The organism is Gammaproteobacteria bacterium, from assembly GCA_036383255.1.
Taxonomy (GTDB): Bacteria; Pseudomonadota; Gammaproteobacteria; order Natronospirales; family REEB76; genus DASUBN01.
On sequence record DASVOS010000004.1, the window covers coordinates 126,403 to 148,395 of the forward strand.

The window sequence follows — 21,993 nt, forward strand, 5'->3', positions numbered from 1 at the left end:
GATATAATGGGGGCATGGCTGCGAACACGTTCAAAGATCACTTCTCCGGGCACGCCGCCGATTACTCGCGCTACCGCCCCGGCGCCTACCCGGCCGGGCTCTACAAGGCGCTGGCGGCGCTGGCGCCGGACACGGCGCGCGCCTGGGACTGCGCCACCGGCAACGGCCAGGCGGCGCTGGGACTCGCGGCACATTTCGCGCGGGTGGACGCGACCGATGCCAGCGCCAAGCAGGTCGAGGCGGCCCAGGCGCATCCCAAGGTGCATTATTCTGTCGCGCCGGCCGAGGCCTGCAGCCTGCCGGACGCGAGCATGTCGCTGGTGACGGTGGCCCAGGCGCTGCATTGGCTCGACTTGCCGCGCTTCTACGCCGAGGTGCGGCGGGTGGCGAAGCCGGAGGCGGTGCTGGCCTGCTGGTGCTACATGCACTGCGCGGTGACGCCGGCGGTGGACGCAGTCATGGGACGGCTCTATGAGGGCATACTCGGCGACGCCTACTGGCCGCCGGAGCGCAAGCACGTGGAGAACGGCTACCGCGACCTGGATTTCCCCTTCACCCGCATCGAACTGCCGGCATTCAGCCTGGAGGTGCGCTGGGATTTCGAGGCCTACGTGGGTTATCTCAGCAGCTGGTCCGCGACGCAGAACTACATCAAGAAGAACGGCACGAGCCCCCTCGAGCTCGTGGGGGATGACCTGCTAGCGGCCTGGGGGGACCCTCGAGGAGCGCGCGACGTGCGCTGGCCTCTCACCATCCTGGCCGGCTGGGTCTAAAGTCGTCTCGAAAGCTGCTGCGCTTGCTGGAACTTCGTTGCGGTCCGGCTCGCCCTCCTCACGTACTGGAATGTACGCTCCGGGGGCTCGCCTCCCGCGCCTTGTTCTAGCTGCGCTCGCGACGCTTTCGAAACGACTTTTAGGAAAGGGCTTTCTCGGCTAGGCGAAACACTTCGTCCGGCGGCAACGTGGCATCGATGCGCACCGCTTTCTCCGGCGCCTCGAAGCGCGCCGCCACTTCCCGCACCAGCGTGGCGTCCCGGTCGCGGGCGGGGTGCGCCTGTGCCGCCACGCGCGCCGCGGCCACGTCCACCGGGCAATCCAGCCACAGCATCACGCAGTTGAACCCATACTCGCGCGCGAGGGCCTGGGCGGACTCGCGCTCGGCGCGGCGGCCGAACGTCATGCCGTCCACGATGGAGCCGCGGCCGGTGGCGCAGCGCTGCCGCAGCTCCGCCATCACCGCCAGGTTGGCGGCATGCTTCTCCGCCTCGGTGAAGCCGCCGCGGGGGAACAGCCGCGCGCGGATGCTGTCCCGGTCGATGTGAGTGTAGTTGTGCCGCTTAGCCAGCTTGGCGGCGAGCGTGGACTTGCCGCTGCCCGGCAGGCCCACCAGCAATACCACGCTGGACGGCATGGCCTAGAGGCTCTCGGTGCGCTGCCGGTAGCGCACGCCGCGCTCGGCCAGGTAGGAGAGCATGTACTCGTAGCAGGGCTGCACCGCGCCCACGTGCTCCGGGGGGTGCACGCCCTTCTCCTTGAAGGTGCCGTCCAGCAGCAGGTTCGCCGCAGCGCAGCAGGTGAAACCGGTGGTGCGGGCCATGGAGGAGAAGCCGGTCCTGGGATCGTACTCGTCGTACATGTCCCACACGTGGCGCACGCGCTTGCCCTGCTCCTCGCCTTCCACGGTCACGCGCATCACGGTGAGCTCGGGCTCGCCGGGCTTGAGCTTCCACTGGTCGATGAGCAGCTTCGCGGTGAGCTTGAGCGGCACCACCTTGGCGCCGTCCAGGTCCAGCGGCTCCTCACCGAAGAAGCCGGCGCGCTTGAAGTCCTCGATGAGCGCGATGTGGCCGGGGTAGCGCAGCGTCTTCTCGGCCATGTCCGGGATGTGCTTCATGGTGAAGAGCAGCGACCGCAGGCCGTCGGTGTTGAACGCCTCGAGCGTGCCCGGCCTGTCGAAGGGGATCATCTCCCGCTCCGTGAGCGCCGGCAGCGTCACCACCTTGCCGCCGCGCTGCAGGCGCGCGGGCCGCGTGTACTCCTCGATCACGTCGATGGGGGAGAACGGCGCCTTGTACAGGAACGGCGGCTCCGGCTTCTGCGGCAAGCCGCCCACCAGGCACTCGAAGCGCGTGACCTTCATGGCCTTGTCATGGTGGCCGAGGATCACGTTGTCCATGCCGGGCGCCACGCCCACGTCGGTGATCACGCGCACGCCCTTGTCCCGCGCTAGGGCGTCCAGCGCCAGGGCGTCCTCCGGGAAGAACGAGATGTCCGCCACGTCCTTGCCGGCCTCGATGACGGTCTTGAGGGTGGCGAAACCCATGAAGCCCGGCACCGCGGTGACCACGAGGTCGAAGGGGGCCACGAAGGCCTTGAGCGCGGCGGGGTCGCGGCTGTCGAGCCGCTGGGTCTTGATGCCCTTCTGGGCGAGGCGCTCCAGCGCCGGAGCGGACAGGTCCGCCGAGGTGACGTCGTGCCGGGCGGCGAGGTCCTGGGCCATCACGCTGCCCACCATGCCCGCGCCGACGATGCCGATCTTGGCCATGCCCGAACTCCTAAGCAGTGCCCGGCCCGGCGGATGCCGGGCGGCGCGGGAGTTTACTGTGCCGGCTGCCCCGTGGGTAGCCGTCTCACCAAGTCCCGGTGTTTGGCATCGATTTCCACGGCTCGGCCGGCGCCAACGGCTCGCCAACCTGCAATAACTCTATAGAGATGTTGTCCGGCGTGCGGATGAAGGCCATATGGCCGTCCCGCGGCGGCCGGTTGATGGTGACTCCCGCGTCCATGAGCTTCCGGCAGAGGCTGTAGATGTCCTCCACCCGGTAGGCCAGGTGGCCGAAGTTGCGCCCGCCGGCATAGCCCTTCTCGTCCCAGTTGTGCGTGAGCTCCACCAGGGGCGCCTTCTGTCGGCGCGCCGCCTCGGCATCGCCCGGCGCCGCCAGGAACACCAGGGTGTAGCGGCCCTTCTCGTGGTCGGCACGGCTGATCTCCGTGAAGCCGAGCTTGTTGCAGAAGAAATCCAGGGTCTGGTCCAGGTCCGAAACCCTGATCATGGTATGGAGGTACTGCATATCAACCTTCCAGCGTGAAAGGGTAGGTTATCTCTGAACCGTGGACCTCGGCGAAAGGCGTCAGCTCGTGCAGCGGCGTCTTGTCCGGGGCCAGGATATCCCGCACCTCCACCCCGCGCACCGTCAAGGCGTCGCCGATGAGCGAACGGTGGCAGCGCCAGGGGACCGCCTCGGCGCACATGATGCAGACGCAGCCTTTCTCCGCCAGCCCGATGAGGATGCCGAGCGCGGCCTCGAACTCGGGCGTCTGCATGTAGTCCGCGAAACCGCGGAACCCGGCGTTGCGCCAACCCATGTTGACGGAATCCTTGCGCGGCTTGCGCAGGCCGCCGAGCTCCGGCATGTGGCGGTAGGCGAGGCCCACGGCGGCCAGCGAGCGCGCCAGCACGTCGCTGTTGTACTGCGGGTTGTGCCGCGAGCGCGGTATCGTGCGAACGTCCGCCAGCAACATCACGCGGTGCTCCTGCAACAGGCCCAGGAGTTCGTCGAAGGGCCGCGTGGAGTGGCCGACGGTCAGTATCAGCACGGGTCAAGGCACCAGGAGGCTCAGGAGATAGACGCCCACCGCGATCCAGGTGCCGTAAGCCAGGGCCGGGATGAGGTGTGCGGTCCAGCGGTCCATGCGCGTGACGTGCAGCGCGTCGCCGCGCGCGAGCTTGCCGCGGGTGTGGCCCCAGAGCATGAAGCTCAGGGCCGGCACGCCGCAGACCATGAAGCCCACGGTGGCGAGGAACAGCAGCGGGAAGTGCGGCCCGGGCGTGCCCGGTGCCGGCAGCCAGGACAGGCGCGCCACCGCCGCGAGGTAGCAGAGCGCCACCAGCCCGGCGAGCGCGCGCGGCGCCCACCAGAAGCGCTGCTGGCTCACCAGCGAGAGCGCGAGGCAGGCAGCCGAGAAGCCCAGCGCGCTGCAGAGCAGCGCCCGCGCCCAGGTCCACTGGCTGTGATACGCGACGCTGAGCCCGAGGCAGGCTACCGTCGCCGCCGGCGCGAGCAGCCACAGCAGGCTGCGGCTGAGCTGCTGGGCGTTGCGGCGCGGTTCAAGCGCCCGCAAGGTAACGGTCCTTGAGTCGTACATAGTGCGCCGCCGAGTATCGCAGCATCTCCCGCTCCCCGTCCGTGAGCGGGCGCACCTTCTGGGCCGGGCTGCCGCGGTAGAGGAACCCGGACTCCAGGCGCTTGCCCGGGCTCACCAGGCTGCCGGCGCCGAGCAGCACGTCGCTCTCCACCACGGCGCCGTCCATGACGATGGCGCCCATGCCGATGAGGCACCGGTCGCCCACCGTGCAGGCGTGGAGCAGGCACTTGTGGCCCACGGTGACGTCGGCGCCGATGACGAGCGGGATGCCACCCTTGCTGTAGGGTCCGTCGTGGGTCACGTGCAGCATGGTGAGGTCCTGGATGTTGCTGCGTGGACCCACCTGGATGGTGTTCACGTCGCCGCGCGCCACCACGCAGGGCCAGAGCGAGGCGTCGTCGCCGAGCGCCACCTGGCCGATGACCTGGGCGCTCTCGTCTATATAGACGCGCTGGCCGATGACGGGTCTGATGCCGGTGTAGCTGCGGATGGCCATAGTAACGCTCGAACCCAATAAGAACACTACCGCGTAAAAGCGTCGCGAGCGAAGGCAGGGCTAGGCGCGCGAGACGAGCAGGAGGGAGTGCACTCTGATGTGCATGACCGACTGCGAGTCCGAAGCGCAACGACGCCCTGCCGAGCGCAGCAGCTTTTACGTGATTCTAACTCGCGACCACCCTGTTGCGGCCGGACTGCTTGGCTCTCAGCAACCTCTGGTCCGCCGCGGTGATGAGCGCCCGGGCGGTGGTGCCATCTTCAGGATACTGGGCCACGCCGGCGCTGACGGTGAGCTTGATGTTGTGGCGCAGGCCGGGGGGCTTGAGCAGCAGCCTGGCCACCATCTGGCGCAGGGTGTCGGCCTTGTCGTAGGCGGGGGTGGCGTCGCTGTCGTGCAGCAGCAGCACGAACTCCTCGCCGCCGTAGCGCACCACCACGTCGCTCTGGCGCACGCCGAGGCGCAGCGCCCGCGCCAGCGCGCGCAGCACCGCGTCACCGGTCGGGTGGCCGTGGCTGTCGTTGATGCGCTTGAAGTGGTCGGCATCGAAGATGACCAGCGCGAAGCGGCGGCCGTAGCGGCGCGCGCGCTCGATCTCGAACTCGAACAGGGTGTCGAAGTAGCCACGGTTGAACAGGCCGGTCATGGGGTCCCGCACCGAACGGTACAGGAGCCGTTCCGAGCGGCGCACGATGGCGTAGCTGATCACCACCGCCGCGGCCAGGAACACCACCCGCGTGAACTGGTCCACGCCACTGAAGTAACCGACCGACGGGTCCTGCAGTTCCGGCGCGTACACGTCGTAGGCGTGGGTGATGAACTCGATGAGCGCCGCGTACTGCAGCACCGTGAACATGCCGATGACGAGGCAGATGCGCCGGTCCTGACGCAGGCTCATGGCTACGATGCTGAGGAAGTAGATGTCGAAGGTGACCTTGCTGTTGGCGGCGATCAGCGGCGAGCCGACGAACACGAACAGTGCGAGCGCCGAGGTGACGAAGCTGTTGTCGAGCAGCGAGCTCAGGAACCCGACCCAGGCGCGGTAGGGGCGCCAGCGCAGGTAGAGATGGATGGCGAGTGCGAACCCCATGGCCACGCCGGTGACCACGAGCCCCCACAGGAACACCGGGTTGTCCGGGTACTCGATGATCTTGTAGATGGGCGTGATGAGCAGCAGCGCCACCACGGTCACGCGCACGCGCGCGGCCAGCCGCTCGCCCTCGCCGCCGGCCACCAGCAACGCCGCGTCGGGCCCGCGCCAGAACTCGCGCCAGCCCTTGTTCCAGTCCAGTGCTCTCATCCCAGGCATCCCCCACTCGCGGCTTCAAGCATACCCCAGCCGGGCGCGCCGCCGCTGCTATATACTCGCGGCAGGGCCTTCCTATAGGGATGGGAAACACATGAGCGTGGGCGGATTCGTGTTCTGGGCGGTGGTGCTGGTGGCCGTGGGCTACCTGGTGATGCTGTTCAACGGCCTGGTGGCCCTGCGCAACAACGTGGGCAAGGCCTGGGCGAACATCGACGTGCTGCTCAAGCAGCGCCACGACGAGCTGCCCAAGCTGGTCGAGACCTGCAAGCAGTACATGAACTACGAGCGCGACACCCTGGAGAAGGTGATGCAGGCGCGCGCCGGCGTGCAGCAGGCGCGCGAGTCTGGCGACGTGGCCGCGCTCGGCCCTGCCGAAGGACAGCTGCGCTCGATGATCGGCAAGCTGTACGCGGTGGCCGAGGCCTACCCGCAGCTCAAGGCCAACGAGTCCTTCCAGCAGCTGCAGTCGCGCATCTCGGGCCTGGAGAACGGCATCGCCGACCGGCGCGAGTTCTACAACGAGAGCGTCAACCTCTACAACACCTCCATCCAGCAGTTCCCGGGACTGGTGATGGCGCGGCTGTTCGCGTTCCAGGGCAAGCCGCTCCTGGAGTTCGGCGCCGACGAGAAGCGCGACGTGGACATGAAGGCGCTGTTCACCTGATCCCATGACCCCGATGGACGACTTGGGCTGGGTCAACCAGCTCGGCACCCGCGAATACCTGTTCCTGCTGGCCGCCGCATGGGCCGCCTGCGTGTTCGGCTTCTTCGGCCTGTGGCGCTCGCTGCGCCGCCTGCGCCTGGTCGAAGGCACGCCCAAGTCCCTGATCCGCTCCGCCGCACAGGGCTACGTGGAGCTGCAGGGTGATGCGCGGCTCATGCCCGGCGATCCCATACTCGCGCCGCTCACGCGCCAGCACTGCGTGTGGTGGTCCTACCGCATCGAACGCTACCGCAGGAGCGGCCGTAACTCGAGCTGGGACACCATCGAGCAGGGGACGAGCGAGGAGCTGTTCCTGGTGGACGACGGCACCGGACAGTGCGTGGTGGACCCCGACGGCGCCGAGGTCTATCCCTCCTGCGACGACACCTGGTACGGCTCCACGCCCATGCCCGAGGGCGGTCCCGCCCTCGGCCGCATGGCGCTCGGCTCCGAGTACCGCTACACCGAACGGCGCGTGCACGAGCGCGACACGCTCTACACGCTCGGCTGGTTCCACACCCAGGGCCCCGCCACCGGCGCCGACATAGACCTGCAGGTGGCGCAACAACTGCGCGCCTGGAAGCAGGACAAGGACTGGCTGTTGCGCCAGTTCGATGCCAACCGCGACGGGCAGATCGACCAGCAAGAATGGGACGCAGCCCGCGCCGAGGCGCGGCGCCTGGTGCTGGCGCAGGAACGCGAAGCCATGCAGCGGCCGGCGGTGAACGTGCTCGGCCGCGACCCGGACGGGCGCACCTTCATCCTCTCGACACTGCCGCAGGGCACGCTCACCTGGCGGCTGCGCCTCTACGCTACGCTCGCACTAGCGGGCTTCATCGGCGGCGGCGCGCTCGGCACCTACCTCCTGCACGCGCGTTTCGGCTGAAGCCGCTTATGTGAGGTGCGCACCGGGCCCCTGGACCCTGCGTGCTACCATGCGTTGCGCCCGATGAGACCCAAGACGAGCCTCCTATGACCAATCCCCTGCTCGGCTGGGACACGCTCCCGCCGTTCTCCCATATCACGCCGGACGACGTGGAACCTGCGGTGGACGCGGTGCTGGCCGACAACCGTGCCGGCCTCGCACACCTCGCGGCATTGCCGCATCCGGACTGGGAGAGCTTCGTGGAGCCCCTGGAGACGCTGGGCGACCGGCTGCACCGGGCCTGGGCGCCGGCCGCGCATCTCAACGCGACGATGAGCGAGCCCAGGATCCGCGCCGCCTACAACGCCTGCCTGCCCAAGCTCGCGGACTACGAGACGGAACTCGGCCAGGACGAGGGCCTGTACCGCAGCTTCCGTCTGCTGCGGGAAGGCGCCGGCTGGAGCGGTTACTCGCCGGCACAGCGCAAGCTCATCGAGGATGCGCTCCTGGACTTCCGTCTCGCCGGCGTGGCGCTGCCGCCGGAGCAGAAGGCGCGCTACCGGGAGCTCATGCAGGAGCTGTCGCGGCATGAGGCCAAGTTCGAGGAGAACCTGCTGGACGCGAGCCAAGGCTGGGTCAAGCAGGTGCAGGACGAGGCGCGCCTCGCCGGCATCCCCGAGGGCGCGCTGCAGCAGGCGCGCCAGGACGCCGCCGCACGCGAGCTGGAAGGCTGGGTGTTCACCCTCGACTTCCCCTCCTACTCCGCCGTGATCACCCATGCCGACGACCGCGCGCTGCGCGAGGAACTCTACGCCGCCTTCGTCACCCGCGCCTCGGACGAGGGCCCGACGGCCGGGCGCTGGGACAACACCGAGGCGATGCAGAACATCCTGCGCCTGCGCCAGGAGTCGGCGCGGCTCACGGGCTTCGAGCACTACGCCGCCTACTCACTGGCGGACAAGATGGCGGCATCCCCGCAGGACGTGCTGACGTTCCTGGAAGGGCTGGTGCAGCGGGTCAAGCCGCTGGCCCAGCATGAGCTCCTCGAACTATCCGAGTTCGCGCTGGAGCGGGACGGCCTGAAGCGGCTCGAGCCCTGGGACATGGCCTATTACGGCGAGAAGCTGAAGGAGGCGCGCTACCACGTCTCGGAGGAGATGCTGCGGCCTTACTTCCCGGCGCCTGCCGTCACCGCCGGCCTGTTCCAGACCATGCACAAGCTCTACGGCATCTCCTTCAGCGAAGTGAAGGGAGCCGAGGTCTGGCACCCGGACGTGAAGCTCTACGCGCTGCACGACGACGCCGGCACGCTGCGCGGCCACCTCTACATCGACCTCTACACCCGCACCGGCAAGCGCGGCGGCGCCTGGATGGACGAGACCCTGGGACGGCGCCGCGCCGGGGCGCGCCTGCAGACTCCGGTGGCGTTCCTCAACTGCAACTTCCCGCCGCCCTTGCCGACCCGGCCAGCACTGCTAACCCACGACGACGTGGTGACGATGTTCCACGAGCTCGGCCACTGCCTGCATCACCTGCTGACGCAGGTGGACTATCCCTCGGTGGGGGGCATCAACGGCGTGGCCTGGGACGCGGTGGAACTGCCGAGCCAGTTCCACGAGAACTTCGCCTGGACCCGTGACGGACTCGACCTCGTGAGCGGGCACTTCGAAACCGGGCAAAAACTGCCTGAGGCGCTGTACCAGAAGATGCTGGGGGCGCGGCACTTCCACTCGGCCCTGTTCCTGCTGCGCCAGCTGGAGTTCGCGCTGTTCGACTTCCGCCTGCACATGACGCCGGGCGTGCCTGACCGGCACTTCGCCCAGCGCACCCTGGAGGCGGTGCGGCGGGAGGTGGCGGTGGTGCAGCCGCCGGCCTGGAACCGCTTCGCCCACGGCTTCTCGCACATCTTCTCGGGAGGCTACGCCGCCGGTTACTACAGCTACCTCTGGGCCGAGGTGCTGGCGGCGGACGCCTACGCCGCATTCGAAGAGGCAGGGGTGTTCGACCGCGCCACCGGCCGGCGCTTCATGGCCAGCATCCTGGAGCAGGGCGGCAGCCGCAAGGCCATGGAACTGTTCGTGGAATTCAGGGGCCGTGAACCGACGCTGGATGCTTTCTTGCGTCTAAACGGCTTGGCTGCCTAGCTTCCATTTCGGCCTGGGAATCGGGAATCTCGTGAAGATCGCATCTTGGGCGAGCCGGTGCCTTTACGCGAAGCACCGCTTCGCGCCGGCGAGCGACAATACAGGGATGTATTGGCTGGGAGGCGCACCAGGGATGGTTCGAAGGTCGGGAGTGATGAATTGAAGATAGCTTCCTGGAACGTAAATTCTTTGCGCGCGCGCATGTCCCACGTGCTGGCCTGGCTGGAAGCCCAGCGCCCCGACGTGCTCGCGCTCCAGGAAATCAAGATGCCCGACATGGAATTCCCGGCGCTGGAGTTCGACGCGCTGGGCTACCAGGCCATCTGCTCCGGCCAGCCCTCCTACAACGGCGTCGCGCTGCTCACCCGCGAGGACTGCGGCGAGGTGTGCACCGCGCTGCCGGACTTCACCGACCCGCAGCGGCGCGTGCTGGGAGCGAAGGTGGGGCCGCTCTACGTGCTCGACCTGTACGTGCCGAACGGCCAGAGCGTGGAGTCGGAGAAGTACCGCTACAAGCTCGAGTGGCTGGCCCAGCTGGACCTCTGGGTCCGCGAGCTCATCATCGAGCAGCCGAACCTGGTGGTGCTGGGGGATTTCAACATCGCGCCGGATGACCGGGACGTATACGATCCCGCCGCCTGGGTGGGCTCGGTGCTGGCGAGCGCGCCGGAGCGAGCCGCCTTCCAGTCCCTGCTCGGCCACGGCCTCAAGGACAGCTTCCGCCTGCTCAACGACGGGGGCGGGAACTTCAGCTGGTGGGACTACCGGGCCGCCGGCTTCCAGCGCAACCTGGGCCTGAGGATCGACCACATCCTGCTGTCCCATCCTCTGGCGGAACGCTGCAGCGCCGCCTGGATAGACCGGGAACCCCGGGGCTGGGACAAGCCCTCGGACCATGCCCCCGTGGTGGTGGAACTCAACCTGCCCTGACCTGGGGCGTCCATTTCCCGGCCAGCTCTTGCGTTGCCCCCATGGGAAAGACCCCGGAAAAGCCGTTTAAAGGCCTTGGGCTGTAAGGCCCGGACCCCGCTTCCCAGGCTGGGGGATAGGCCATATTTTTAACATAATTCTAAACTTGGACAGCATGTCATTTCTGCGTATGCTGCCCCGAATATACATAGGGGACTCGCCGGCGCCATGGGAAGGCGCAGACCAGCCGGCGATGCAGTGGAGCACATGTCGGACTTCAAGACGCGCCGTAGCGACTACGACGTCACCAACCGCATCCAGGTGAGCGATCCCGCGTCCGTGTCGGCCGCGGTGCAGGCCATCTATTCCGACCTCTACCCCCGCAAGTCCCTCAAGCCCCTGCACACCGCCTTCGCCGACTTCGCCCGCATGTACCGCGGCGATGATCCCCGCTTCCACGGCTGCGAGACCGCTTACCACGACATGCAGCACAGCCTGGATGTGACCCTGGCGCTGGCCCGCCACATCGACGGCCATGACCGCAGCCAGACTCCGTCCAAGCGCGTTGGCGCCAAGCGTGCCATGGTGGGCATCGTCTCGGCCCTGTATCACGACGTCGGCTACCTGCGCAGCACCCGCGACCGCCACCACCGCCACGGCGCCGAGTACACCCTCACCCACGTGACCCGTAGCGGCAGCTTCCTGGGCGATTACCTCAAGCGCGTGGGGCTCGGCAGCGAGTCCGCCATGGCCGAGGAGATGGTGCACTACACCGGCTACGAACGGGACATCAACAGGATCCAACTCGGCGACGACGGCTACACCCGCCTCGGCCACCTGCTCGGCACCGCAGACCTCACCGCCCAGATGGCGGACCGCTGCTACCTCGAGAAGTGCCGCGACCGGCTCTATCAGGAGTTCGAGATGGGCGGCATGGCGCGGCGCGTGCTGCCGGACGGCCGGGTGCTGGTGCTCTATTCCTCGCCCCAGGACCTCCTGCAGAAGACCCCGGGCTTCTTCGAGAAGACCCGCCTCGACCGGCTCGACGGCACCTTCGCCGGCGCGTACCGCTACGCCGCCAAGCACTTCGGCGGCCAGAACCTGTACATGGAGGCGGTGCGCCACAACCTGGCCCACCTCGGCCGCATCATCCGCGACAACGGCTGGACGGAACTGCGCCGGCGGCCGCCGCTATTCACCGCCGAAGAGATGCGCTGGAAGGGCATGCCGCCGCTGCGGTCGCAGCGGATGAAGGAGCAATCCAAAAGAGCGGCTGGCTGACGCCACCTCGCTGCACATAAAGAAAAACGGCGCCTGGTGGCGCCGTTTTCGTTTCCGGCCAGCCGGAGCTTATTGCTTCGCCTGCACTTCGCCGTAGGTGGCGGGGAAGGTGCCGGGGGCGCGGGCCAGGGACCACTGGCCCGGCGAGGTCTTGCCGAAGCTCAGGTTGATCACGTAGCTCGCATAGTCGGCGCTGACGAGCAGGCCGGGGATCCAGATCGCGAAGCCGCCGTCGGACCAGTAGGACAGGCCGCAGGTCACGGGCGACCCGTTCACGGTCATGGCGCACTCGACGCCGGAGACCTGGATCACCACCTGGGTGGCGCTGCCGTCGTTGTTGCGCAGCGTCAGGGCCTGGGCGGGCTTGGCGACGGCCCAGCTCGGCGGGAACGGGTATTGGTTGCCGAGGTCCGGCGCCTGGGTCGCGGTCATGCCGGCCGGGGTGCCGTCGATCTTCACGGTCTTGTCCCCGTCCTTGGTCTTCACGTTGATGGTCATGTGGGCATGCGGGTCGCCCAGGGAATTCGGCTCATCGCTGACGACCGTGCAGGGATAGGTGAGCACGGGGGCATCGGAGTAGAAGCCCACCATGGTCACGTACTTGCAGTCCTTCCCGGAGACCATGAAGTTACCGCTGTTGGTGCCGGAACGCGGGGTCGGGGTGCCGCGCAGGGCATAGGTGTCGTTGCCGCCGGAACAGCCGGCCGCCGCCAGCACCATCGCCCCCAAGAGGCCCGCCACCATCAAGCCGCCATGTCTCATGGTCTTTTCTCCAGGTACTTAGTATTTCTGCAGGGATCCTGCGCGGTATGTGTTAACCCATCCGGCGGCGTTGTGCAACCGGATTCGTCGGCTCATGGGTGCAGGGTGCGGGGTATCCCATGGGGACAAGTCCCCCGAGGCGAGGTGGGGACGTAAGTCGCTGATTTATATGCCCTTAGGCAGAGGAGTTCAGCGCAGGAAGACTTTCAGTGCCGCGGCGTTGTTGAAGCGTTCTTCCTTGGATGAGAACAGCAGTGTCACGGTGGGCTGCTCCCGGCGCAGCCTCTTGAGCTCGGCGAGCGCCTCGCCCTGCCTGGCGCCCTTGAGCTCGGCCCGGTAGCGGCGCTTGAACTCAGCCCAGCGCCGGGGGTCATGGCCGTACCACTTGCGCAGCGTATTGCTGGGGGCAAGGTCCCGCAGCCAGCAGTCCACTCCTGCTTTCTGCTTCGTGAGGCCACGGGGCCAGAGCCTGTCCACCAGCACCCGGAGCCCGTCGCGAGGCTCGGGCTTGAGATAGACGCGCTTGAGCTTGAGCGCCACGGCTTTAGGCCGACTTCCGGCGGTCCCGGAAGTGAGCCGCATGCGGCGAACGGGCAGGCAGGAGCCTGCACCCTGCCCCAAGCGAAACAGGGACAGCGCAGCGCAGGGGCCGCAACATCCTCCTCACTCAGCCGACCTTGCTTCGCTCGCGGAATCGCCGCACTTTCGACACATTCCCGCAGGTCTGCATGGAGCACCATTGGCGCGAACGGTTCTTGGAGGTATCCAGAAATACCCAGCCGCAGTCGTCCGCGCAGCACTGCTTGATCCGGTCCAGGGGCCCCGACTCCAGCAGCTCCACCGCACGCCAGACGATCGGGCCCAGCACGGCCAGCGGCGGGGCACCCTTGAAGTCCCAGCCGCAGCTCACCTTGCGGCCACCTTCGTCGCAGGCGGCGATGCGCCGCCAGGGGGCAGTCTTCTGCACGAGCGTGTTCAGATGGTCGAGGGCGGGCTGGGGCAGCACTTCGTGGCGTGAAGCAGCCAGGAACAGGGCTTGCAGGCTCTTCACCAGCGCCAGCGCCTCATCGAAGGCTTCCGCCTGAGCCTTCTCTGAGCCAGCGGAGAGATTGGCGCTGCTGATGGGGCCGATGAGGTCCGCCCGCCGACACCACTCCAACAAGTCCTGGTAACCATGCAGGTGGCTGCCGGGGCTGTCGCTCTTGGTGCCGCTCACGGTATTGGCGAAGTCCAGGGCCACATGGCCCCCGACCCAGCCGAGGGTTCCCAGGTCCCGGACCGGCGAGTTGGGGGCCTTCTTGGGGGTATCGGTGATTTTTTGCATGTAACCAGTATAACTATCTTGACTAGTTACGCAAGGGGGTCTAGGCTTGTAACCTGTCAATCCTACTATACAGGTTACGGAGCGTAGCCATGCATGCCACCACTGACCTCGACCCCAAGCTGGGTCTGCCCCTGTGGCGGGCCCTGGTGGATTACTTCCGCCGCCATCCGCCCCTGGTTCAGGCAGACCAGCGCCTGCCTGAACCTTCCACCGGCGCCGGCACACGCCTGATCAGCCGGGTCTGGCACGGCTGGGCCCGTCCGGAGAAAGCCGACGCCTATGAGATCTTCCTGCGGGACCGCTCCTTGCCGTCGATCCGCGCCAAGGGCCTGCCCGGCTTCCACGGCATCCAGCTCGCCCGCCGTCCCGACGGCGACGAGGTGGAGTTCATCACCGAGATGTGGTTCGACGACCTGGAAGCGGTGAAGCGCTACGCCGGCGAGGACTACACCCGTCCGGCGGTGCTGCCCGAGGCGGCGGCGATGCTCAGCCGCTACGACTCGCGCGTGCGGCACTACGAGATCCGCATCGAGAAATGAAGGAGAAGACCATGGACACCCGTGACGTGGACCCGAAGTTCGGCCTGCCCCTCTGGTGGGAGGTGGTGCATCACTATCGCAAGTATCCGCCGCTGGTGCAGGTGGACGAGCAGTTCGGCCTGCCGCTGGCCCAACCGGACCAGGCGGCGCAGGCAGGCTACCCTCCCCGCTGGCTGAGCTGGCTTGCGGTGGCGGGGTTGGTGGCGATGCTGTTGCTGGTGAGCACGCCCGGAGCGGGCAGCCAGCCGGGACCGCAGCACGCCCTGCAGCACTATGGGCAGTATTGATCAGGGCGGGGAGCTGAGCGTCTGGCGCGCATGCACCAGGATGATGACGGTGCTGCTCATGACGCTGTTGGGCACGATGATCTGCTGGCCTTCCCGGTCCTGAAGGATGGTGTAACCCAGGGACAGGTTCTTGACCACTCCTGAGACGGCACCCTTGGGTGTGGTGACCAGCACCTCGTCCCCGACGTGGAACGGCCGGTACATCACCAGTGAGAAACCGGCGATGAGGTTGCCGAGAGTAGCCTGCGCTGCCAGCCCGATCACCACGCCCATCACGCTCACGCCGGTGAGCAGGGTGGTACCGAGCTCATGCAGTGCAGGGATGACCCGCGTGTAGATGATGAGCGCGAGCGTGAAGACCAGCACCTTCAGGAGCTGCGTCACGAAGCGCAGCGCGGTGAGGTCCGAGAGGTGCGTCTGGCTGTGGCGCGCCAGCGCATTGATGCCCCGGCCCGCGCCGAGAGCCAGCAGGAACAGTATGACGCCGTAGGTCACGGCGCCGAAGATGTTCGCCGGATCGAAGAGATCCGTGAGGACACGATGGAGCATGTTCGGTCTCCTTGACCATGCCCACTAGCGACGAAGCAGGGTCATTCTACCGTGACGGACTTGGCTAGGTTGCGCGGCTTGTCCACGTCCGTGCCCTTCTTGAGGGCCGTGTGGTAGGCGAGTAGCTGCACCGGCACGGCGTGCACGATGGGCGAGAGGATGCCGGCGTGGCGCGGGGTGCGGATCACGTGCACCCCTGCGCTCTCGGCGAAGTGGCTGTCCTGGTCCGCGAACACGAAGAGCTCGCCGCCGCGGGCGCGCACTTCCTGCATGTTGGACTTCACCTTCTCCAGCAGGGCGTCGTTCGGCGCGATCACCACCACCGGCATGTCGGCGTCCACCAGGGCGAGAGGCCCATGCTTGAGCTCACCGGCCGGGTACGCCTCGGCGTGGATGTAGGAGATCTCCTTGAGCTTCAGCGCCCCCTCGAGGGCGATGGGGTAATGCACCCCTCTGCCCAGGAACAGCGCGTTATGGCGCCGCGCGAAATCGCCGGCCCATTCCTTGATCTGGGGCTCCAGGTTGAGCACGTGCTGCACGCTGCCTGGCACCAGACGCAAGCCCTCCATCAGCAGCGCTTCCTGGCTGGGATCCAGGCGGCCGCGCAGCTTCGCCAGCACGGCGGTGAAGATGAACAGCGCCGCGAGCTGGGTGGTGAAAGCCTTGGTGGAGGCGACGCCGATCTCGGCGCCGGCGCGGGTGTAGAACACCAGGCGCGAGGCGCGCGGGATCGCGCTCTCCGGCACGTTGCAGATGGAGAGGGTCCTGTCGTGGCCGAGCGCCTTGGCGTGCTTCAGGGCCTCCATGGTGTCCAAGGTCTCGCCGGACTGGGAGATGGTGATGACGAGCTGGCGCGGGTCCGCCACCGAGTCGCGGTAGCGATACTCGCTCGCGATCTCGACGGAGGTGGGGAGCTTGGCGATGCTCTCGATCCAGTACTTCGCGGTGAGACCGGCGTAGTAACTGGTGCCGGCCGCCAGGATCAGCACCGCATCCACATCCTTGAATATGGCAGCCGCCTCGGCACCGAACAACTCCGGCGTGAAACCGCCGTCGATCACAGCCTCGATGGTGTCCGTGAGCGCCTTGGGCTGCTCGTGGATCTCCTTCTGCATGTAGTGCTGGTAGGGACCGAGCTCCATGGCGGCCAGGGAAGCCTGGCTGATGTGCTGCGGACGCTCCACCGGCGCATCGTCCTTGTCCATCACCCTGACGCCGGCGCGGGTCAGTTCCACCACGTCGCCGTCCTCCAGGTACATGACCCTGCGGGTGGCCGAGAGGATGGCGGAGACATCCGAGGCCAGGAAGTTCTCGCCCTCCCCCAGGCCCACCAGCAGCGGGCAGCCCATGCGGGCGCCGGTCACCACCTCCGGGTTCTTGAGGGAGAGCACGCCGATGGCGTAGGCGCCGACGAGCTCCCGCGCGGTCTCGCGGGTGGCCTGGAACAGGTCGCCATGCTGCTTGAGGTGATGATGGATGAGGTGGGCGATGACCTCGGTGTCGGTCTGGGACTCGAACACGTAGCCGAGCTGCTTGAGCCGTGCCCGGTGTTCCTCGTGGTTCTCGATGATGCCGTTGTGCACCACCGCGATCTCGCCCATGGAGATGTGGGGGTGGGCATTGGGCTCGGTGACTCCGCCGTGGGTGGCCCAGCGGGTGTGGCCGATGCCGCTCCGGCCCTTGAGCTTCTCGTCCCGGGCGCGGCCCTGCATCTCGGCGACGCGGCCGACGCTACGCACCCTGCGGATGGTGCCATCCAGCACCGCGACGCCCGCGGAATCGTAGCCGCGATATTCCAGCCGCTGCAGGCCCTCGATGAGCAACGGCACTACGTCTCTATTGGCGACAGCCGCGACTATCCCGCACATCCCCTTCGAACCCCCTACTGCTTCTTCGCCGGCGGCTTCCAGCCGGGGATGGTGGCCTGCTTCGCCCGCGCCAGGGTGAGCTGGCCGGCGGGTGCGTCCTTGTTGATGGTGGAGCCGGCGCCGATGTAGGCCCCGGCGCCGATGGTGACCGGCGCCACCAGGGTGGTATCGGAGCCCACGAAGGCGCCGTCCTCGATCACGGTGGTGTGCTTCGCCACGCCGTCGTAATTGCAGGTGATGACGCCGGCGCCGATGTTGACCTTCTCCCCCACCTGCGCGTCGCCCACGTAGGCCAGGTGGTTGGCCTTGCTGCCGGCGCCGAGCCGGCTCTTCTTCACTTCCACGAAGTTGCCCACGTGGGCCTCGTCCCCCAGCACGGTCTCGGGCCGGATGCGGGCGAAAGGCCCGATGCGCACCTTGCGGCCGATGCGGGCGCCGTCCAGCACGCTGTGGGCGAACACCTCGGTGTCATCGCCGATGGCGCAGTCCTTGATCACCGCCCCGGGGCCGATCCTCACGCGGTTGCCGAGCGTGACCTTGCCCTCCATCACGCAGTTCACGTCCACGATGCAATCGCGGCCGAACTCGAGGCTGCCGCGCAGGTCGAAGCGGTGCGGGTCGCGCAGCGTGAGGCCCGCCAGCATCAGCTCGCCGGCCATGCGCACGCGCAGCGCCTCCTCGGCCTGGGCCAGCTGCTGCTTGTCGTTGATGCCGTGTATCTCGTCGTGATGCTCCGCCAGCACGCCGTCCACCATGACCCCGTCCGCCACCGCCAGCGCGATCACGTCCGTGAGGTAGTACTCCTTCTGGGCGTTCTGGTTGCCGACCTTGGCGAGCCAGCCGCGCAGCTTGCCCGCGTTGCAGGCCATGAGGCCGGTGTTGACCTCGTCGATGTGCTTCTCGGCGGCGCTCGTGTCCTTCTCCTCCACGATGCGGGTCACGCGGCCGGCCCCGTCGCGCACCATGCGGCCGTAGCCACGCGGGTCCGGCACCCGGGCGGTGAGCACCGCGAGGTGGCCCTTCCCTGCGGAATCGGTGAGGCGCTTGAGCGTGCCGGGGCGCACCAGCGGCACGTCGCCGTAGAGGATGAGCGCGAGATCGGCATCCTCGAGCTGCGGCAGCGCCTGCATCACCGCATGGCCGGTACCGAGCTGCTCGGCCTGCAGTGTCCAGCTCACCGGCAGGTGGGCATGGCGCTCCCGCACCACCTCGCCGCCGTGGCCGTAAATCACCACCGTCTGCGCCGGTGCGAGCGCGCCGGCGGCGCGCACCACGTGCTCCAGCAGCGTGGCGCCGCCGAGCGGCTGCGAGACCTTGGGCAGGTCGGAGTGCATGCGCTTGCCCTGGCCGGCGGCCAGGATGACGACGCTGAGCGCCATGCTTGGATCCTGAAAGTTAGGGCGAAGACTCGTTATATGATAATCGAAAGGGCCGGTACGGACCCAATCCGGCGCACACGAGAGGGCAGGATGGAAGGTTTCTCACAGCAGATCGGGGCCTGGATACCCTTCTTCACCACCCTGGCGGTGCTCTGCGCCACGCTGGCGGGGCTGCTGTTCGTGGCACTCTCGCTGCACGTGGGCGTGCTCAAGGCCGAGGGCGGGGTGAACCTCCGGCGCCTGGCCCAGCAGACCTTCGGCGACTTCGTGCAGGTGCTGTTCATCGGCACCTTCTTCATCGTGCCCTTCGACAAGCCGCAGTTCTTCGGCCTGGCGGCACTGATGATCGTGGTGGCGGGACTCAAGGAGTCAGGCGGGCGCTTCTGGCAGGCCTGGAGCGACCGCAACCACCCCGAGCACCGGGCCTACTTCATGCGCCGCTTCGCCATGTCCCTGCTCGGCCGCGCGCTGCTGGCGGGGGGCGGCGCCGGGCTGCTGTTCGGCGTGGTCGGCGGGGTGCAGGCGAGGCAGGACCTCCTGTTCATCTTCTCCGGCAGCGTGGTGCTCATGATCGCGGCGCTGCGCAACGCCTGGTTCCTGCTGGTGCACGAGCTGGGAGAGCAATGAAGAAGGCCGGCATGGAGCCGGCCTTCTCGTGTCTTCCGATCCGTGCGCGCCTCAGCGCGTGTTCTTGCGGATCTTCTCCAGGGCCTTGAGGCGCGCCACGGCTTCCATGAGCTCTGCCTGGGCACGGGCCACGTCCAGGTCATCGGACTGGTTGGTCAGGGTCTCCTCGGCCTTGCGCTTGGCTTCCAGGGCGGCAGCCTCGTCGATGTCGGCGGCGCGCTGGGCGGTATCGGAGAGCACCGTCACCACGTGCGGCTGCACCTCGAGGATGCCGCCGGACACGTAGAACACCTGCTCCTCGTCGCCGGACTGCACCCGCACCACGCCGGGCTTCATGCGCGTCAGCAGCGGGGCATGGCGCGGCGCGATGCCGAGCTCGCCCTGCTCGCCCGGCGCGAACACCATGTCAGCCTCGCCCGAGAAGATCTCGCGCTCGGCGCTGACGATGTCGACGTGGATGTTGCTTGCCATGCTCGTTTACCGCCTTACAGCGTCTTGGCCTTCTCGACGGCTTCCTCGATGGTGCCGACCATGTAGAACGCCTGCTCCGGCAGGTGGTCATACTCGCCGGCCACGATGCCCTTGAACGCGCGGATGGTGTCCTTGAGCGACACGTACTTGCCCGGGCTGCCGGTGAACACTTCCGCCACCGTGAACGGCTGGGACAGGAAGCGCTGGATCTTGCGCGCGCGCTGCACGGCCTGCTTGTCCTCTTCGGACAGCTCGTCCATGCCCAGGATCGCGATGATGTCCTTGAGCTCCTTGTAGCGCTGCAACACGGCCTGCACGCTGCGGGCCACGTCGTAGTGCTCCTGGCCGATCACGTTCGGGTCCACCTGGCGCGAGGTGGAGTCGAGCGGGTCCACGGCCGGGTAGATGCCGAGCGCGGCGATGTCGCGCGAGAGCACCACGGTCGCGTCCAGGTGGGCGAAGGTGGTGGCGGGCGACGGGTCGGTCAGGTCGTCCGCGGGCACGTATACCGCCTGGATGGAGGTGATGGAGCCCTTCTTGGTGGAGGTGATGCGCTCCTGCAGCACGCCCATCTCCTCGGCCAGCGTCGGCTGGTAGCCCACCGCGGAGGGCATGCGGCCCAACAGCGCGGACACCTCGGTGCCGGCCAGGGTGTAGCGGTAGATGTTGTCGATGAACAGCAGCACGTCGCGGCCTTCGTCGCGGAAGTACTCGGCCATGGTGAGGCCGGTGAGCGCCACGCGCAGGCGGTTGCCCGGCGGCTCGTTCATCTGGCCGTACACCATCGCCACCTTGGACTTCGAGAGGTCCTTGAGGTCCACGACGCCGGACTCGGCCATCTCGTGGTAGAAGTCGTTGCCTTCGCGGGTGCGCTCGCCCACGCCCGCGAACACGGAGAGGCCCGAGTGCTCGGTAGCGATGTTGTTGATGAGCTCCATCATGTTCACGGTCTTGCCCACGCCGGCGCCGCCGAACAGGCCGACCTTGCCGCCCTTGGCGAAGGGGCACAGCAGGTCGATCACCTTGATGCCCGTCTCCAGCAGCTCCGTGGAACCGGACTGCTCTTCATAGGTCGGGGCCTTGCGGTGGATGGCCCAGGAAGCCTCGCCCTTCACCGGGCCGCGCTCGTCCACGGGCTTGCCGAGCACGTCCATGATGCGGCCCAGGGTGGCCTGGCCCACCGGCACCGAGATCGGCGCGCCGGTGTTCTTGGCCTCGAGGCCGCGCTTCAGGCCCTCGGAGGCGCCCATGGCGATGCAGCGCACCACGCCGTCGCCGAGCTGCTGCTGCACCTCGAGGGTGAGGCCGCTCTCGGGGAGGGTGAGCGCGTCATAGATGGCCGGGATGGCGTCGCGGGGGAACTCCACGTCGACCACCGCACCGATGACTTGAACGATCTTTCCAGAGCTCATGTTTTGATCCTCGATACCGATTCTTCAGGTGTTCTTGATGCTTAGCCGATCGCGGCGGCGCCGCCGACGATCTCCGACAGTTCCTTGGTGATGCCGGCCTGCCGCGCCTTGTTGTAGACGAGCTGCAGGTCGTTGATGATCTCGCCGGCATTGTCCGTGGCCGACTTCATGGCCACCATGCGTGCCGCCTGCTCGCAGGCGGCGTTCTCGACCGCGCCCTGGTACACCTGCGACTCCACGTAGCGGGACAGCACGCCGTCCAGGAGCTCGCGCGCGTCCGGCTCGTACAGGTAGTCCCAGTGTTCGGCCAGTTCCTCGTCGCCGACCGGGGCGGTGGGCAGGAGCTGGCTTACGGTGGGCTTCTGGCTCATGGTGTTCACGAACACGTTGTTCACCACGAACAGCCTGTCGATCTGGCCGTCCCGGTACGCGTCCAGCATCACCTTCACGGTGCCGATGAGGTCGTTCACGTGCGGCGTGTCGCCGAGGTGGCTGGCCTGGGCCAGCACCTTGCCGCCGAAGCGGCGGAAGAAGCCCACCGCCTTGGCGCCGACCACGCAGAACTCCACCTCCACGCCTTGTTCGCGCCAGCCACGCACCGCGGCCACGGCCGCCTTGAACAGGTTCACGTTGAGGCCGCCGCACATCCCGCGGTCGGTGGAGATCACGATCATGCCGACGCGCTTCACCGGGCGCTCCACCATGAAGGGATGGCGGTACTCCGGGTTGGCCTTGGAGAGGTGGCCGATCACCTGGCGCATGCGCTTGGCATAGGGGCGCGAGGCCGCCATGCGCTGCTGCACCTTGCGCATCTTGCTCGCCGCGACCATCTCCATGGCCTTGGTGATCTTCTGCGTGCTCCGGATGCTCTTGATCTGCGTCCGGATCTCTTTTGGGCTAGCCATCGTGCTGTCCGCTTCCGG

General features: G+C 67.5%; 25 protein-coding genes. 9 read left to right on the forward strand and 16 right to left on the reverse strand.

Features of this window, described 5'->3' with window-relative positions; all coding sequences use genetic code 11:
* The first annotated feature begins 14 nt into the window (after positions 1 to 14).
* Complete coding sequence (locus VF651_01595; GenBank protein ID HEX7964384.1) at positions 15 to 773, forward strand: class I SAM-dependent methyltransferase; 759 nt, start codon at positions 15 to 17, stop codon at positions 771 to 773.
* A 139-nt stretch (positions 774 to 912) separates the two neighbouring features.
* Here the strand turns inward: VF651_01595 and VF651_01600 are convergent, their stop codons facing one another.
* The 7 genes from VF651_01600 to VF651_01630 form a co-directional block, all read right to left on the reverse strand.
* A complete protein-coding gene (locus tag VF651_01600; protein HEX7964385.1) occupies positions 913 to 1,410 on the reverse strand; it encodes an ATP-binding protein in 498 nt (165 codons plus the stop codon).
* 3 nt (positions 1,411 to 1,413) lie between these two features.
* A complete protein-coding gene (locus VF651_01605) occupies positions 1,414 to 2,544 on the reverse strand; it encodes a saccharopine dehydrogenase C-terminal domain-containing protein (GenBank protein ID HEX7964386.1) in 1,131 nt (376 codons plus the stop codon).
* A gap of 85 nt (positions 2,545 to 2,629) precedes the next feature.
* The gene (locus VF651_01610) at positions 2,630 to 3,070 is read right to left on the reverse strand and encodes a VOC family protein (protein HEX7964387.1); all 441 of its coding nucleotides are present in this window, start codon (positions 3,068 to 3,070) and stop codon (positions 2,630 to 2,632) included.
* 1 nt (position 3,071) lies between these two features.
* Entirely contained in the window at positions 3,072 to 3,596 is a 525-nt protein-coding gene (locus tag VF651_01615) for a DUF488 domain-containing protein (GenBank protein ID HEX7964388.1), read from the reverse strand.
* A gap of 3 nt (positions 3,597 to 3,599) precedes the next feature.
* A complete protein-coding gene (locus tag VF651_01620) occupies positions 3,600 to 4,121 on the reverse strand; it encodes a hypothetical protein (protein ID HEX7964389.1) in 522 nt (173 codons plus the stop codon).
* Positions 4,108 to 4,641 (reverse strand): gamma carbonic anhydrase family protein, encoded by a 534-nt coding sequence (locus tag VF651_01625; GenBank protein ID HEX7964390.1) that lies wholly within the window; start codon positions 4,639 to 4,641, stop codon positions 4,108 to 4,110. Before VF651_01625 ends, VF651_01620 begins: the two co-directional genes overlap by 14 nt.
* Before the next feature lie 166 nt (positions 4,642 to 4,807).
* Complete coding sequence (locus tag VF651_01630) at positions 4,808 to 5,941, reverse strand: GGDEF domain-containing protein (protein HEX7964391.1); 1,134 nt, start codon at positions 5,939 to 5,941, stop codon at positions 4,808 to 4,810.
* A gap of 100 nt (positions 5,942 to 6,041) precedes the next feature.
* Between VF651_01630 and VF651_01635 the strand changes: the two genes are divergently transcribed.
* From VF651_01635 to VF651_01655, 5 genes are all read left to right on the forward strand, one after another.
* Positions 6,042 to 6,614, forward strand: a complete 573-nt coding sequence (locus tag VF651_01635; GenBank protein HEX7964392.1) for a LemA family protein — start codon at positions 6,042 to 6,044, stop codon at positions 6,612 to 6,614.
* A gap of 4 nt (positions 6,615 to 6,618) precedes the next feature.
* Positions 6,619 to 7,539, forward strand: a complete 921-nt coding sequence (locus VF651_01640; protein ID HEX7964393.1) for a GIDE domain-containing protein — start codon at positions 6,619 to 6,621, stop codon at positions 7,537 to 7,539.
* Between the two features lie 86 nt (positions 7,540 to 7,625).
* Positions 7,626 to 9,662 carry a M3 family metallopeptidase gene (locus tag VF651_01645; GenBank protein HEX7964394.1) on the forward strand — a complete coding sequence of 679 codons (2,037 nt, stop codon included), beginning with the start codon at positions 7,626 to 7,628 and terminating at the stop codon, positions 9,660 to 9,662.
* 159 nt (positions 9,663 to 9,821) lie between these two features.
* A complete protein-coding gene (gene xth, locus VF651_01650) occupies positions 9,822 to 10,592 on the forward strand; it encodes an exodeoxyribonuclease III (protein ID HEX7964395.1) in 771 nt (256 codons plus the stop codon).
* Between the two features lie 246 nt (positions 10,593 to 10,838).
* Positions 10,839 to 11,852 carry a hypothetical protein gene (locus VF651_01655; GenBank protein HEX7964396.1) on the forward strand — a complete coding sequence of 338 codons (1,014 nt, stop codon included), beginning with the start codon at positions 10,839 to 10,841 and terminating at the stop codon, positions 11,850 to 11,852.
* Positions 11,853 to 11,921: 69 nt separating this feature from the next.
* Here VF651_01655 and VF651_01660 read toward each other — a convergent pair whose 3' ends face one another.
* From VF651_01660 to VF651_01670, 3 genes are all read right to left on the reverse strand, one after another.
* Complete coding sequence (locus VF651_01660; protein ID HEX7964397.1) at positions 11,922 to 12,614, reverse strand: hypothetical protein; 693 nt, start codon at positions 12,612 to 12,614, stop codon at positions 11,922 to 11,924.
* Positions 12,615 to 12,803: 189 nt separating this feature from the next.
* Positions 12,804 to 13,154 (reverse strand): DUF488 family protein, encoded by a 351-nt coding sequence (locus VF651_01665; protein ID HEX7964398.1) that lies wholly within the window; start codon positions 13,152 to 13,154, stop codon positions 12,804 to 12,806.
* Positions 13,155 to 13,281: 127 nt separating this feature from the next.
* The gene (locus VF651_01670) at positions 13,282 to 13,938 is read right to left on the reverse strand and encodes a CGNR zinc finger domain-containing protein (GenBank protein HEX7964399.1); all 657 of its coding nucleotides are present in this window, start codon (positions 13,936 to 13,938) and stop codon (positions 13,282 to 13,284) included.
* A gap of 89 nt (positions 13,939 to 14,027) precedes the next feature.
* On the opposite strand from VF651_01670, the gene VF651_01675 reads away from it, so the two are divergent.
* Together VF651_01675 and VF651_01680 are read left to right on the forward strand one after the other, a co-directional pair.
* On the forward strand, positions 14,028 to 14,477 hold the full coding sequence (locus VF651_01675) for a hypothetical protein (GenBank protein ID HEX7964400.1): 450 nt from the start codon (positions 14,028 to 14,030) through the stop codon (positions 14,475 to 14,477).
* An 11-nt stretch (positions 14,478 to 14,488) separates the two neighbouring features.
* Positions 14,489 to 14,764, forward strand: coding sequence for a hypothetical protein (locus VF651_01680; protein ID HEX7964401.1), 276 nt, complete (start codon positions 14,489 to 14,491; stop codon positions 14,762 to 14,764).
* Here VF651_01680 and VF651_01685 read toward each other — a convergent pair whose 3' ends face one another.
* From VF651_01685 to glmU, 3 genes are read right to left on the reverse strand one after another with little or no spacing between them, the layout of a single operon-like run.
* On the reverse strand, positions 14,765 to 15,313 hold the full coding sequence (locus VF651_01685; GenBank protein HEX7964402.1) for a mechanosensitive ion channel domain-containing protein: 549 nt from the start codon (positions 15,311 to 15,313) through the stop codon (positions 14,765 to 14,767).
* A gap of 41 nt (positions 15,314 to 15,354) precedes the next feature.
* Positions 15,355 to 17,181 carry a glutamine--fructose-6-phosphate transaminase (isomerizing) gene (glmS, locus tag VF651_01690; GenBank protein ID HEX7964403.1) on the reverse strand — a complete coding sequence of 609 codons (1,827 nt, stop codon included), beginning with the start codon at positions 17,179 to 17,181 and terminating at the stop codon, positions 15,355 to 15,357.
* A gap of 14 nt (positions 17,182 to 17,195) precedes the next feature.
* Positions 17,196 to 18,560 carry a bifunctional UDP-N-acetylglucosamine diphosphorylase/glucosamine-1-phosphate N-acetyltransferase GlmU gene (gene glmU / locus VF651_01695; GenBank protein ID HEX7964404.1) on the reverse strand — a complete coding sequence of 455 codons (1,365 nt, stop codon included), beginning with the start codon at positions 18,558 to 18,560 and terminating at the stop codon, positions 17,196 to 17,198.
* 90 nt (positions 18,561 to 18,650) lie between these two features.
* Here glmU and VF651_01700 point away from each other — a divergent pair, with 90 nt between their 5' ends.
* The gene (locus VF651_01700) at positions 18,651 to 19,187 is read left to right on the forward strand and encodes a hypothetical protein (protein ID HEX7964405.1); all 537 of its coding nucleotides are present in this window, start codon (positions 18,651 to 18,653) and stop codon (positions 19,185 to 19,187) included.
* Positions 19,188 to 19,238: 51 nt separating this feature from the next.
* On the opposite strand, the gene VF651_01705 is transcribed toward VF651_01700, so the two are convergent.
* The 3 genes from VF651_01705 to atpG are packed head-to-tail and all read right to left on the reverse strand — an operon-like array spanning position 19,239 to position 21,975.
* Positions 19,239 to 19,658, reverse strand: coding sequence for a F0F1 ATP synthase subunit epsilon (locus tag VF651_01705; protein ID HEX7964406.1), 420 nt, complete (start codon positions 19,656 to 19,658; stop codon positions 19,239 to 19,241).
* 14 nt (positions 19,659 to 19,672) lie between these two features.
* Positions 19,673 to 21,070: a F0F1 ATP synthase subunit beta gene (gene atpD, locus VF651_01710; protein ID HEX7964407.1), complete on the reverse strand. Its 1,398-nt coding sequence runs from the start codon at positions 21,068 to 21,070 to the stop codon at positions 19,673 to 19,675.
* 41 nt (positions 21,071 to 21,111) lie between these two features.
* Complete coding sequence (gene atpG, locus VF651_01715) at positions 21,112 to 21,975, reverse strand: F0F1 ATP synthase subunit gamma (protein ID HEX7964408.1); 864 nt, start codon at positions 21,973 to 21,975, stop codon at positions 21,112 to 21,114.
* Positions 21,976 to 21,993: the final 18 nt, after the last annotated feature.